Raw genomic sequence first — 13480 nt, forward strand, 5'->3', positions numbered from 1 at the left:
CAAATCTACTCTATTGTTCTGATATTCAACAATAAACATTGCCTTATTAATTTTAAGATATTTTAAAAATTACAGCACTCAAAGGCGGAAGCTTTATAGGAGCAGAATATTCCTTTCCGTCATAAGGATCAATTTCTATCACAATTTTTTTATTGTTTTTCACTCCACTACCTCCAAAATCTGTACTGTCACTATTGAATATTTCTGTAAGTTTTCCTGATTTAGGCAATCCTATTCTATAATTTTCACGTACTACTGGAGTAAAATTGAGAACAACTATCAAATCGTCTTTGGAATCGTTTCCTTTTCGGATGAAAGATAACACAGCCTGTTCGTGATCGGAGTAGTTAATCCATTCAAATCCTTCTGGGCTGAATTGTTTTTCATACAAAGCCGGTTCTGTTTTGTATAATGAATTAAGTTTGGTAATTGTTGATTTTATTCCATTGTGAAAAGGATATTGCAATAAATGCCAATCCAAACTGTTTTGGAAATCCCATTCTCCACTTTGACCAAATTCAGAACCCATAAACAATAATTTTGTTCCGGGATGGGCAAACATATAGCTGTAAAGCAATCTTAAATTTGCAAATTTTTGCCACTCATCTCCAGGCATTCTTCCCGCAATCGATCTTTTGCCATACACCACTTCATCATGTGAAAGCGGAAGCATGAAGTTCTCTGTATAGGTATATGTCATTGAAAATGTCAAGTCATTTTGATGGTATTTTCGATAGACTGGCTCTTTTTGAAAATATTCTAATGTATCGTGCATCCAACCCATCATCCACTTCATTCCAAAACCTAATCCACCGGCAAACGTAGGTCTGGATACCATCGGAAAAGAAGTGCTTTCTTCGGCGATTGTTTGCACACCTTCATAATTTGAATATACTGCTTCGTTAAAATCTTTCAAAAAACTTATCGTATCCAGGTTTTCTCTTCCTCCATAAAAATTTGGTTCCCACTCACCATCATTTCTTGAATAATCTAGATAAAGCATTGAAGCAACAGCATCTACTCTAAGACCATCAATGTGATAATGATGTAGCCAAAAAAGCGCATTACTGATCAAAAAGGAGCGAACTTCATTTCGTCCATAATTGAAAACCAAACTTTTCCAATCTGGGTGATATCCCTTGCGGCGATCTGGGTGCTCAAATAAATTGGAACCATCAAAAAATCCTAAACCATGTGCATCTTCAGGAAAATGTGAAGGAACCCAATCCAAAATAACTCCGATGCCGGCTTGGTGCAATTTATCGACAAGCAGCATAAAATCCTGAGGATTTCCAAAACGGGAAGTTGGAGCAAAATAGCCTACCAATTGATAACCCCATGAAGGATCATAAGGATATTCCATAATTGGCATGAATTCGACATGTGTAAAGCCTGTTTCTTTTACATATTTTACAAGATCTTCGGCATACTCTTGATAAGTTAAAAAGCGATTTTCTTCTCCATGTCTTTTCCAAGAACCCAAATGAACTTCATAAACGGAATATGGTTTGTCCAAATCGTTGTGTTCTTTTCGGTTTTGCATCCATTTTTCGTCTTTCCAATTGTAATCCAGATCCCAAATAACCGAAGCGGTATGTGGAGGCTTTTCGCAGTAAAAGGCAAATGGATCAGCTTTTTCTGTGATTACTCCCCCGTTGTTGGATTGAATTTTGTATTTATAAGTTGTTCCTTGTTCGATTCCGGGAATAAATCCTTCCCAAATACCAGATGAATCCCATCTTACTTGCAATTGATGTTCTCCCTGAATCCAGTAATTAAAATCTCCAACTACAGAAACCGTTCTTGCTGATGGTGCCCATACGGCAAAATATACTCCTTTTACACCATCAACTTCTATGGGATGTGCACCTAGTTTTTCGTATAGTCTAAAATGTTTTCCTGCTTTGAATAAATCGATGTCAAAATCCGTAAAAAGCGAATAGGTTTGTACTTTGTTCATTTTTTGTTTTTTATTTTCTTCTAAAATGTAATTAGTTAGCTTTGTTAAACCCCATTATACTGGCAATTCCAGTCAAGGGAATTACGGACCACCTTGGTCTGGAATTCAATTCATAACCCAATTCGTAAATAGCTTTTTCTAAAAGGCAATATTTTAATAAAAAGTCAATTTCTTTTTGATAACCAATATTCAGATTGCCAGATTGTGCCACTTCGGTATAGGTGTTCAAAAAGACACCCACGAAATATTTATATAAAATTTCTCCAGCGTGAAAAAGTTCATTTTGTGAATACGGATATTTATCGTTGCTGTTGAAGATTGTTGCGTAAATCGCATAATGAAAAGAACGAAACATTCCGGCTACATCTTTTAGCGGAGGCTGTTTTACTTTTCTGTCCCTAATGGTACTTTCTGGTTCTCCTTCGAAATCAAGAATCCAAAAATCGTCTCCATTGACTAAAACCTGTCCCAAATGATAATCTCCATGAATACGAATTCGCTCCGATTTCATCTGTGTCCAATCAAATTGAATAAACGCTTTTCGAATTTCTTTTTTATGATCCAAAAACTGATTGGCGAGCTCCAGTTCTAATCCATCCAGCTTGTGTAAATTATTTTCCAGAATATTGAGACGGTTCTGAAACTGATACGTTAATCTGTTTTTTAGCCAAACTGAATAATCACCATTGTAGGTAAGCGGCGTAAAAGCCGTTTCATGGATGTCGCTGCCCAATGCGATGTGCATTTCGGCAGTTCGGGTTGCCAGTTTTTGAATTCTTAAAAAAATGCTTAATCCTGCCCAATCAATAATTTCATGGGGTACATTGTTTAATTGTAATCTGTGGAAAAGTGCTATGTCCGGAAGTTTATTAATAGCGATTTTTTTTGTTTTTAAATTGTCAAAAATTCGATCCACTTCTTCGAGCATATACTTCCATGCATCACCTTGATTTGGAACTAATTCCTGCATTAACCCTAGTGTAATATTCCCATCCGAAGACTCAATGCTCATGCTTCCTGTATAAGCCGGCGAATGTTTAAAATTCATTCGTTCTGTTAAAAAACGGCTTATTTCATAATCGGGATTCATGTTGATGTAAATCCTTCTGAAAATTTTCAGAACCAATTTTTCATTGTAAATAATCGAAGTATTGCTTTGTTCTACGCCCATAAAACGGGAAGAAATATACTCTTTGTCATGCAATACTTTTCCTTTATGGAATTTCACATTTGATTCTTCATGTTTTTTGGAATGAATGATTTTCTCAAAAAGTAATTTCCTAAAATCTTCCTGATGCAATGCATCCACAAGGTATCCCTCTTTTTCGTCCATGATGACCGGAGCAATAACGGTATTGGTATCCAAATCTTCTTCAGACATAAATGCCAATGGCATAAAATAATGCTGATAAAAAGCTTCTTTAAAATTTACTTCTAACAAAACTCCGTAATATGTATTGTCGTTTGAACTTATTTTAAAAGAATGTACAATTTCAATATATTTCAGGGTGCTGGCTTTTCCTCCATACCATCTTTTATTGATAATGTAATTTTCTAAAATATCAGTGGCAAAAATTTTAATAAAATTTTCGTCTTCAAGCGCATTATCCCAACTTGTGTGAAATACAAGAGGGTCTTTATACTCGGCTTCGTTAATTTTTTCAGCCATTATTTATGAATTTTAAATAAGTGAAAAGGCAATTCAGGAGAAAGTTCTACATAATTCCATTCGTTATCCCATGCATAGGTGTTTCCGGTTATCAAATCGGTAATTTGAATGTTTTGAGTACCAATTTTTTCAATTGGAAGTTTCACCATTGCCCTTCCGGTATGATGTGCATCCAAACTAACAACCATTAAAGTCTCATCTTGTTTTTCGTCATCAAATTTATAATAGGCAATTATCTGTTCATTGTTTGTCTCACAAAAAGCAATATTATTAGTTTGCTGTAATGAAGAATGTTCCTTACGGAGTATGTTGATTTTTTTGATAAGAGCAATTAATTTATTTTGAATGTTCCAGTCCCATTTGTAACATTGATACTTTTCAGAGTGCAGATATTCTTCTTTTCCCTGTGCCATTGGAGTACTAATCATGTATTCGAAAACAGGGCCATAAATCCCAACATTGGAACTTAAAGTTGCTGCCAGAAAATATTTTTGCAAATGAATAGACTCGTTTCCATTTTGCAATGCAAAAGGATTTATGTCTGGTGTATTGGGCCAAAAATTAGGTCTGTAAAATTCTTTTTGTTCTGTTTGAGTCAATTCCTCCACATATTCGGTCAATTCTTTCTTGGTATTTCTCCATGTAAAATAAGTGTAAGATTGACTAAAACCTTGTTTTGCCAACTCATTCATTATTTTTGGACGCGTAAATGCTTCTGCCAAAAACAAAACATTTGGATGTTTCTTTTTGACTTCGGCGATAAGCCAACCCCAAAAATAAAATGGTTTGGTATGAGGATTGTCTACTCTGAAAATTTGAATATCACATTCTTCAATCCAAAATAAGGCAACATCCAGTAATTCCTTCCAAAGATTTTTCCAATCTGAGGTCTCAAAATAGATTGGCTGAATGTCTTGGTATTTTTTTGGAGGATTTTCGGCGTATTGAACGGTTCCGTCTGGTCTCCATTTAAACCACTGCGGAAAATCCTTCACATACGGATGATCTGGCGCCGCCTGCAATGCGTAATCCATTGCGACTTCGATTCCCAGATTTTTTGCTTTTTGTACCAATTCTTTAAAATCCTCAATAGTTCCCAATTCGGGATGTGTAGATTTGTGTCCTCCATATTGAGAACCAATTCCCCAAGGCGAACCTACATCACCCCATTCTGCGTTTGTAGCGTTATTTTTCCCTTTTCGGTTTACTTCACCAATCGGATGAATAGGAGGAAAATAAAGTGTATCAAATCCCATATCGGCAACTCTGGAAAGTAATCGTTCACAGTCTTTGAAAGTACCATGTTTTCCATCTTCGGCAGATGCAGAACGTGGAAAAAATTCATACCAGGTACTGAATAAGGCTTTTTTTCTATCAACATATATTTCCAATTCAATTGATTTATTTTCTAAAAAGCGAATTGGGTATTTTTTGAAAATATGAAATAGTCTTTCTGATTTTGTTTCTCTAACGGCATTATCATATTCATGCTCAGTCGTAAAATAATAAATTAACTGATTCAGATATTCATTATCAGCTCCGTCGACCAAATTCAAAATAGCTCGAACATATTCTGCACCTTCCAATAATTCGGATTTAACGTATTGATTGTCATTGATTTTTCGTTCGGTACCATGTTGCCAGTTCAAAGCATAATCGACCCATCCTTCAACAAAATAGGTGTATTTCCCTTGTTTGTCAACTTGGAATTCGGCAAACCATTCATCATTGTGAGTGGGAGTCATTCGAACTTCCCTCCATTCATTTTCGGATTCGTGCTTAAATTTGACACAAGATTCCACAACATCATGTCCATCTGAAAAAACTTCAGCGGTAACAACTACTTTTTGGCCAACAATTCTTTTAATGGCAAAGTTGCCTCCATTAAGCTGGGGCAAAACATTTTCTATAATAATACGGGTTTGATTCTGCATAGCATGAGTTAAATAGAACATGTAATTTAGTAAATATTACTCTTTTAAGGAATTAAATTATTAAAAAATAAGTATCCAAAAAAGATAAAAATTACACCAAATTAAAACCACATTAAATGGGTTTTTATATTTGGTGTATTGTTTTTCAAAAGTTCTTTAAAGTTAATTATTATTCGATTTTATAATTATTTGGAATTATGGCTTCTTTTCGAATAACAATAATTCCATCTTTTACACAGTATAATTCATTGTTTGAATCGGGTAAATGTTTTCCGCCTTTAATATATACATCGTCACCAATTCTGCAATTTTTATCCACAATAGCATAATCAATATAACATCTTTCTCCAATTCCAATTACCGGTTTTCCTTTTTCGATATCGTCTTTGATGTCATCGATATTCTGATAAAAATCATTACCCATCACATAAGTGTTTTTAACCACCGTTTCTTCACCTATTCGGGATCTGTTTCCAATTATCGATTTGGTAATTTCTTTGGCTCGAATAATACAGCCTTCGGAGATTACGGACTTTTCAACCATCGTTTTATGAAATTTTGATGGAGACAGCAAACGTGGTCTTGTGAAGATTTTATTTTTGTTATCAAATAAATTGAATTTTGGCAGATCATCTGTTAATCCAATATTCGCTTCAAAAAAGGAGTCAATATTTCCAATATCAGTCCAGTATCCTTCGTATTGATAGCTTAGTAATTTTTTGTTCCCAACAGCTTGCGGAATAATTTCTTTTCCAAAATCTTTTGTGTTTGGATCAGACATTAAATCAATCAATAATTTTCTGTTGAAAATATAGATTCCCATAGAAGCCAAATAGTTTTTTCCAAGGATTTTCATTTCTTCGCTTACCTCTGATGTCCATTCGGGCAATAATTCTTTGGCAGGTTTTTCTATAAAAGAAACAATCTCATTCTCTGAATTGGTTTTTAATATACCGAATTCAGGAGCATCTTTGTCATTTACAGGCAAAGTTGCAATAGAAATATCAGCATCGGCCTCGATATGAGCTTCAATCATTTCATTAAAATCCATTTGATACAATTGATCACCAGATAGAATTAAGGCATAATCAAATTCATGGTTTAAAAAATGAGACATACATTGTCTAACTGCATCTGCAGTACCCTGAAACCAGGTTGGGTTGTCTGGTGTTTGCTCTGCTGCCAGGATATCAACAAAAGACTGGCTGAAAATGCTGAAATTATAGGTGTTTTTAATGTGCGCATTCAAAGATGCAGAATTGAATTGCGTTAGCACAAACATTCTTCGTACATCAGAATTTATACAATTAGAAATCGGAATATCAACCAACCTGTATTTTCCTGCGATAGGGACAGCAGGTTTTGATCTTTTGGCTGTTAATGGATATAATCTTGAACCCTGGCCGCCTCCCAAAATAATTGCGATAACATTTTTCTTTTTAGCTTTCATATTTCTTTGCAATAATTAAATTATATAATTCTAAATATTCTTGGCTAACATTTTCCCAAGAATGATCTGTATTCATTCCTTTTATTCTTAATGCATTGGTGCGGTCTTTATCTTTATATAAATTGACCGCTCTATCTATGGCGTCACAAACATCTTCTGCCGAAGGCTGTTCATGGCAAATTCCATTTCCATTGTCTTCAAAATCACTAATTGTATCTCTCAAGCCACCAGTTCTTCGTACAATTGGTATTGTTCCATATCGCAAAGCATACATCTGATTCAATCCGCAAGGCTCAACGCGTGACGGAATCATAATAAAATCTGAACCTGCATAGGTTTTATGCGCCAGTTCTTCATTGTAACCTATATATACGGAATAATTTCCTTTATAAACGGGAAGCAACTGTGTCAGTTGATTTTCTATTTCCGTATCTCCATATCCCAGAATCAGTATATTAATTTCTTCTTTTAAAGTTGCCATAGCTGATTGAACTACTTTTGACAGTAAATCAGCACCTTTTTCATTATATAATCTTCCAATAAAGCTAAAAAGTGGTTTTGCTGGATTCATTCCAAAATGCAAACACAATTCTTCTTTATTTCGTTGTTTTCCTTCGTAAAAATCAGAATTCGAATAATTTGTATTAATCATAAAATCCTTTTCGGGATTCCAAATAGTAAGGTCAATTCCGTTGAGAATACCTTTTGATTTGTCTCGAACCCGCTGATACAATGTTTCCAATCCACTACCCGTATAATTTATTTCGTTGAGATAACTTGGAGAAACAGTTGTAATTGCATCGGCGCATTTTATTCCTGAGGCCAAAGAATTAATATAATTTTCCCATTCCAACTCTTTTATATGAACCAAATCAAATTCGGGCAAATAATATAATTTATTAAATGTAAATATCCCTTGGTACAAACTGTTATGAATCGTAATCAGGGTTGTTATGTCTTTTATTTTCTCATATTTTGGACAAAATTTTTTCATAAAAGGAATCAATCCTGTATGATGATCATGGCAATGAATGATATCAGGCATTGAATTTCTTCCAATTATCCAGTCTAATGTTGCAATCTGAAAAGATACAAACCGTTCTATATCGTCTTTATAATTATAAACGTTAGGGCGGTCAAAAAGTTCTGGTATTTCTATCAGATACAATTCAAAACCCAATTTATTGGATGTTTCCTTTTGTACAGTAAAAGGGAAATTAAAAGTGCCAAGTTTTAATTTTCCCCAATGAACGCACTCAAAATTATTTTCTTTTCTAAACGTTGTTTCATAAGACGGAATAACTACACGAACCTGATTTTTGAAGCTACTTTGATATTTTGGCAACGCTCCAATTACATCGGCCAAGCCACCCACTTTTGCTACTGGGTAACATTCTGCTCCAATGTGAAATATCTCCATGAATTTTACTTTATTTTTAATGACAGGGCTTTAATAATCTCCATCATTTGAATACAAAAATTAAAAAATAACTTTTTTTGTGGGGTTTATTCAAGTTATTTTACCATTAAATTTATTAGTACTTTTATGTTTTTTTAAATATAATTAAAAAAAACTAAATACTCAATCAATTGTTCAATTTTATTGATATGACAAAAAATACTTCGAATCATATAAAGCCTTTGAAAATTCCTAAGATTTTAGTACTCTCTAGTAAGGTTATTGCGTTTTTGTCAGACAAATGGGTAACTGTTTACGCTTCAAAATTATTTACAACTCCCATAAAACATAAAGTTCCGAAACGAGAAATTGATATGGATCAAAAGAGTATCCAACAAATGATTGTAATTCCCGAGATAAATAGAAAGGTAAATATCTATCAATACGGGAAAAGCGAGAAAAAAGTGTTGCTGGTTCATGGATGGTCAGGAAGAGGAACACAATTGTGCAAAATTGCAGATGAAATGCTGAAACTAGGATATGCAACTGTTAGTTTTGATGCTCCAGCACATGGTAAATCGCCAGGAAACTCAACTATTATGGTGGATTTTATTGCTTCAATTTTGGAAATAGACAGACTATTTGGGCCTTTTGAAATTGCTATTGGACATTCTCTGGGAGGCATGTCTGTGCTAAATGCCATTAAAAAAGATTTCCGTGTAGATAAGGCAATCATTATAGGAAGCGGCGATATTGTTCAGGATATTACAGATGATTTTATTTCGAAGTTAGGATTGAAACCCAAAATCAGTAAACTACTGTGTCAGTATTTTGAAAAAAAATATGGTGAAAGAATGGAAAATTTTGATGCGTATAAAGCTGCAGAAAAAACATTAATTCCAACTTTGGTAATTCATGACGAAAATGATCCCGAAGTTCCTGTTAAAGCAGGAATACATATTTATGATCATCTTAAAAACGGAGAATTGATGTTGACCAAAAGATTAGGTCATAGAAAGATTCTTGCTGATTTTCTGGTGATTGAAAAAATAACTAATTTTATTAAAAAATAATAATCATGAACTATCCTTTTTTAAAATCAGAAAAAGAATGGGAAGAAGAATTAGGAGCCGAGCGTTACAGAATTCTTCGGCAAAAAGGAACCGAATACCCACATACCGGTAAATATAATTTGCATTTTGAAAATGGAGTATATTGCTGTGGCGGCTGCGGCACTTCCCTATTTGAAAGTGATTCTAAGTTTGATGCCCATTGTGGATGGCCGTCTTTTGATAAATCGATCCCAGGAAAAGTAGAATATATTGTCGATAATTCACATGGAATGCAACGAACTGAAATTGTTTGTGCTAATTGTGGAGGTCATTTAGGACACGTTTTTGAAGATGGTCCTACAAAAACCGGACAGCGTTATTGCGTAAATTCGTTGTCAGTAGATTTTAAAGAAAAATAATTGAATTTCGTTAAACAAAAAAGCTTTACATATTAAATTGTAAAGCTTTTTTGTTTAGGAAAAAGTTTTAAAAAGCCACATTCCACCTTGGTAATCTGCCATTTTCATTTAGAAAATTCTGCAAAATTTGCCCTTCAACACTTGTTGGAATTGCTTTTATTGTATCATTGAAAGTTTCAAACCAAAACACTTCCAAAGCATCAATATTTCCCTTTTTCATTTGTGTTGGCCATGAATATTTTCGGCCTGTTTTTGCAAATTGATGACCATTTACAATTTTGTCATATAGGCCTCCATTTTTACTTTTTAGAGTTCCGTCATTTTGAACCGTTCCTGTAGAACCAACCATTATTAATTCTTTAGTATCATTTGCAACAGCGTAAACAACAAAAACTCCACTTCCTGTTTGTGAGGCGTCACAAACTGCTTCTAAATTATCTTCTTGTGAAAACGTAAAATTTCCTTTTACTGTAAACTGTTCTAATTCTTTGTACATATCCTATTTATTAATCAAAATGCCCCACAAAATCGTGAGGCATTTTGGAATTTATTATTTATGATATTGGAAATTATCCCAATATTTCTTTAACTTTTTTACCAATTTCTGCAGGAGAATCAACAACGTGAATTCCGTTATCTCTCATAATTTGTTTTTTGGCAGCAGCAGTATCGTCAGAACCTCCAACAATTGCACCAGCGTGACCCATTGTTCTACCGGCAGGAGCAGTTTCTCCAGCAATGAAACCTACAACTGGCTTACGGTTACCATCAGCTTTAACCCATCTTGCAGCATCAGCCTCTAATTGACCACCGATTTCACCAATCATGATGATACATTCAGTTTCTGGATCGTTCATCAATAATTCTACAGCTTCTTTGGTAGTTGTTCCAATAATTGGATCTCCTCCGATACCAATGGCAGTAGTAATTCCTAATCCTTGTTTAACAACTTGGTCTGCAGCTTCATAAGTTAAAGTCCCTGATTTTGAAACAATTCCTACAGTTCCTTTTTTGAAAACGAAACCTGGCATAATTCCAACTTTGGCTTCACCTGGAGTAATAACTCCTGGACAGTTTGGACCTATTAAGCGTGCATTTCTTGTTTTAACATAATTGTTTGCTTTAATCATATCGGCAACAGGAATACCTTCTGTAATAGCAATGATAACTTTTATTCCAGCATCTGCAGCTTCCATAATTGCATCAGCAGCAAAAGCAGGTGGTACAAAAATAATACTTGTATCGGCTCCCGCTTGCTCTACTGCATCTTTAACAGTATTAAAAACCGGAAGATCCAAATGTGTAGTCCCTCCTTTTCCTGGAGTAACACCACCTACAACATTTGTACCGTATTCAATCATTTGTGAAGCATGGAAAGTTCCTTCGCTACCTGTAAATCCCTGAACAATTATTTTTGAATCTTTATTAACTAAAACACTCATGATATATTTTTTATGTAGTTTTTAAAATTGTGAAGCAAAAGTAAGGCATTTGTTGTTATTTTTAATTCTTTTTTAGAATAAAAAAATTACATCACTTGACTCATTTGATATCCTCGGTATAATTTATTGTCTTTTAATTCCCAAATAATCATAATATGAGCCAAAAACATTTCTTCTCTCGGATTTTCAATCGTTTTTACATAATGTGAAAAACGAACAGATACCGTATTATTTTCTTCAACAATATGGCTGATTCTGGCTTTGCTACGAACATACGCTCTACTGATATCAGCAGTCAAATTGATTAATGATTTATAGTCCATTTGTATATAACCCTCACTGCTATTCCAATCCAGAATGCATTCAGGGTGCAAATACTCTTTCATTATCGTTGGATTAATGAAGGCATCTGATTTATAAAAACTTTTTACAATTTCTTTAGCAGACATATTATTCTAATTTTTTTAAAATTTCGGGGATCTTTTTAATATTAGCTAACTGCTTCAATTTTTCTCTTGATTCTTCAATTGGAGTTCCAAAATAACTTTTGCCACCTTCCACTGATTTTGTAACACCGGTTTGTCCAAGAATTACCGCATTTGCACCTATCGTAATACCACTTGTAGTTCCTACTTGTCCCCAAATTGTAACTTCGTCTTCGATAATTACACATCCTGCAATACCTGTTTGCGAAGCGATTAGACATTTTTTACCAATTACAGTATCATGTCCCACGTGTACCTGATTGTCTATTTTGGTTCCTTCTCCAATAGTTGTATCTCCAGTTACCCCCTTGTCAATTGTGCAAAGAGCACCAATTCCGACATTATCTTTTATAACAACTCTACCTCCTGAAATTAATTGATCAAAACCATCTGGTCTTTTTTTATAATAAAAAGCATCGGCTCCAAGAATTGTTCCAGAGTGAATAATAACATTATCGCCAATTACTGTGTGGTCATAAATAGTAACATTGGCATGTATTAAGCAATTTTCACCAATAACGACATTGTTACCAATGAAAGTATTGGGCTGAATTGTTGTTCCATTTCCAATTTTTGCGGAAGCGGAAATAGCTACATTTGACTGTACAAAAGGTTTGAAATGTTTTGTCAATACATTAAAATCTCTAAAAGGGTCATCTGAAATCAACAACGCTTTTCCTTCCGGACAATCTACTTTTTTATTGATTAAAACAATTGTTGCTGCAGATTGCAGAGCCTTATCGTAATATTTTGGATGATCAACAAAGACAATATCTCCAGATTCGACAACGTGAATTTCATTCATGCCGGAAACCGGAAATAAAGCATCACCAACAAATTCGCACTGAAGCAAATCTGCTATTTCTTGTAGAGAATAGTCTTTTGGAAATTTCATATTTTTAATTAGAGAATTAGATAATTATTCAATTTGATAATTGTGTAATTTGATAATTTTATAATTTGACAATGTGACAAATAAATACAATTTAGATTTAATAATATTTTTCTAATTCGCTTATTATCACACTGAATAATTATCCAATTATCAAATTGACTAATTATCTAATTAATAAACTACTCTTTTACACGCTCCATATAGGAACCTGAAGCAGTATCGATTTTGATTTTGTCTCCTTCATTAATAAATAAAGGAACGTTTACTGTAGCTCCAGTTTCAACAGTAGCTGATTTTGTAGCGTTTGTAGCGGTATTTCCTTTTACACCTGGTTCAGCATAAGTAACTTCGAGTATTATAGATGCTGGCATATCTACAGATAAAGGTAAATCTGTTTCTGTATTAATCTGAACCATTACGTTTGTTCCTTCTTTTAATAAATCTGGAGCGTCAAGGATATTTTTGTCTAAAGTAATTTGCTCAAAAGATTCCGCATTCATAAAATGAAATTGGTCTCCCTCTGCGTATAAAAATTGAAAAGTATGTGTTTCAACACGAACATCTTCGATTTTGTGTCCTGCAGAAAATGTATTATCTAATACTTTTCCTGTTGTTAAGCTTTTTAATTTTGTTCTAACGAAAGCTGGTCCTTTTCCAGGTTTTACGTGAAGAAATTCGATAATTTTATAAATATCGTGGTTGTATTTAATACATAATCCGTTTCTAATATCTGATGTAGATGCCATTGTATTTGTTTTTATTTCCCCACCCCGAC

The 13480-nt window shown here is 33.9% G+C and carries 12 protein-coding genes; 2 read left to right on the forward strand and 10 right to left on the reverse strand.

The features are described from left to right. Window positions 1-52: 52 nt before the first annotated feature. The 5 genes from glgB to EM308_RS12165 all read right to left on the reverse strand — a co-directional run bounded on the left by glgB (window position 53) and on the right by EM308_RS12165 (window position 8433). Window positions 53-1960, reverse strand: a complete 1908-nt coding sequence (glgB, locus tag EM308_RS12145; protein ID WP_035638742.1) for a 1,4-alpha-glucan branching protein GlgB — start codon at window positions 1958-1960, stop codon at window positions 53-55. A 31-nt stretch (window positions 1961-1991) separates the two neighbouring features. Then, window positions 1992-3629: a maltokinase N-terminal cap-like domain-containing protein gene (locus EM308_RS12150; protein WP_035638746.1), complete on the reverse strand. Its 1638-nt coding sequence runs from the start codon at window positions 3627-3629 to the stop codon at window positions 1992-1994. Further along, a complete protein-coding gene (locus EM308_RS12155) occupies window positions 3629-5563 on the reverse strand; it encodes an alpha-1,4-glucan--maltose-1-phosphate maltosyltransferase (protein WP_035638749.1) in 1935 nt (644 codons plus the stop codon). The genes EM308_RS12150 and EM308_RS12155 overlap by 1 nt, the downstream gene beginning before the upstream one ends. Before the next feature lie 169 nt (window positions 5564-5732). After that, on the reverse strand, window positions 5733-7013 hold the full coding sequence (locus EM308_RS12160) for a glucose-1-phosphate adenylyltransferase (RefSeq protein ID WP_035638752.1): 1281 nt from the start codon (window positions 7011-7013) through the stop codon (window positions 5733-5735). Next, complete coding sequence (locus EM308_RS12165; RefSeq protein WP_035638755.1) at window positions 7003-8433, reverse strand: glycogen synthase; 1431 nt, start codon at window positions 8431-8433, stop codon at window positions 7003-7005. Before EM308_RS12165 ends, EM308_RS12160 begins: the two co-directional genes overlap by 11 nt. 188 nt (window positions 8434-8621) lie before the next feature. Between EM308_RS12165 and EM308_RS12170 the strand changes: the two genes are divergently transcribed. Continuing rightward, window positions 8622-9485, forward strand: a complete 864-nt coding sequence (locus EM308_RS12170; RefSeq protein WP_035638828.1) for an alpha/beta hydrolase family protein — start codon at window positions 8622-8624, stop codon at window positions 9483-9485. Between the two features lie 5 nt (window positions 9486-9490). Beyond that, window positions 9491-9883, forward strand: coding sequence for a peptide-methionine (R)-S-oxide reductase MsrB (gene msrB / locus EM308_RS12175; protein WP_035638757.1), 393 nt, complete (start codon window positions 9491-9493; stop codon window positions 9881-9883). A gap of 67 nt (window positions 9884-9950) precedes the next feature. On the opposite strand, the gene EM308_RS12180 is transcribed toward msrB, so the two are convergent. The 5 genes from EM308_RS12180 to efp form a co-directional block, all read right to left on the reverse strand. Next, window positions 9951-10379 (reverse strand): hypothetical protein, encoded by a 429-nt coding sequence (locus EM308_RS12180; protein WP_035638759.1) that lies wholly within the window; start codon window positions 10377-10379, stop codon window positions 9951-9953. Between the two features lie 73 nt (window positions 10380-10452). Further along, window positions 10453-11325: a succinate--CoA ligase subunit alpha gene (sucD, locus tag EM308_RS12185; RefSeq protein ID WP_035638762.1), complete on the reverse strand. Its 873-nt coding sequence runs from the start codon at window positions 11323-11325 to the stop codon at window positions 10453-10455. Window positions 11326-11411: 86 nt separating this feature from the next. Beyond that, window positions 11412-11774: a hypothetical protein gene (locus EM308_RS12190; RefSeq protein WP_035638764.1), complete on the reverse strand. Its 363-nt coding sequence runs from the start codon at window positions 11772-11774 to the stop codon at window positions 11412-11414. 1 nt (window position 11775) lies between these two features. Then, entirely contained in the window at window positions 11776-12705 is a 930-nt protein-coding gene (locus tag EM308_RS12195; protein WP_035638767.1) for a UDP-3-O-(3-hydroxymyristoyl)glucosamine N-acyltransferase, read from the reverse strand. Between the two features lie 179 nt (window positions 12706-12884). Further along, entirely contained in the window at window positions 12885-13451 is a 567-nt protein-coding gene (gene efp / locus EM308_RS12200; protein WP_035638768.1) for an elongation factor P, read from the reverse strand. Window positions 13452-13480: the final 29 nt, after the last annotated feature.

It is taken from the genome of Flavobacterium gilvum, assembly GCF_001761465.1.
Taxonomy (GTDB): Bacteria; Bacteroidota; Bacteroidia; order Flavobacteriales; family Flavobacteriaceae; genus Flavobacterium; species Flavobacterium gilvum.

Bases quoted from the DNA above. Each gene is read 5' to 3' on its own strand.
- EM308_RS12165 (WP_035638755.1), bottom strand. From the start codon at position 8,433: ATGGAGATATTTCACATTGGAGCAGAATGTTACCCAGTAGCAAAAGTG.
- glgB (WP_035638742.1), bottom strand. From the start codon at position 1,960: ATGAACAAAGTACAAACCTATTCGCTTTTTACGGATTTTGACATCGAT.
- EM308_RS12155 (WP_035638749.1), bottom strand. From the start codon at position 5,563: ATGCAGAATCAAACCCGTATTATTATAGAAAATGTTTTGCCCCAGCTT.
- EM308_RS12160 (WP_035638752.1), bottom strand. From the start codon at position 7,013: ATGAAAGCTAAAAAGAAAAATGTTATCGCAATTATTTTGGGAGGCGGC.
- EM308_RS12170 (WP_035638828.1), top strand. From the start codon at position 8,622: ATGACAAAAAATACTTCGAATCATATAAAGCCTTTGAAAATTCCTAAG.
- EM308_RS12150 (WP_035638746.1), bottom strand. From the start codon at position 3,629: ATGGCTGAAAAAATTAACGAAGCCGAGTATAAAGACCCTCTTGTATTT.
- efp (WP_035638768.1), bottom strand. From the start codon at position 13,451: ATGGCATCTACATCAGATATTAGAAACGGATTATGTATTAAATACAAC.
- sucD (WP_035638762.1), bottom strand. From the start codon at position 11,325: ATGAGTGTTTTAGTTAATAAAGATTCAAAAATAATTGTTCAGGGATTT.
- msrB (WP_035638757.1), top strand. From the start codon at position 9,491: ATGAACTATCCTTTTTTAAAATCAGAAAAAGAATGGGAAGAAGAATTA.
- EM308_RS12180 (WP_035638759.1), bottom strand. From the start codon at position 10,379: ATGTACAAAGAATTAGAACAGTTTACAGTAAAAGGAAATTTTACGTTT.
- EM308_RS12190 (WP_035638764.1), bottom strand. From the start codon at position 11,774: ATGTCTGCTAAAGAAATTGTAAAAAGTTTTTATAAATCAGATGCCTTC.
- EM308_RS12195 (WP_035638767.1), bottom strand. From the start codon at position 12,705: ATGAAATTTCCAAAAGACTATTCTCTACAAGAAATAGCAGATTTGCTT.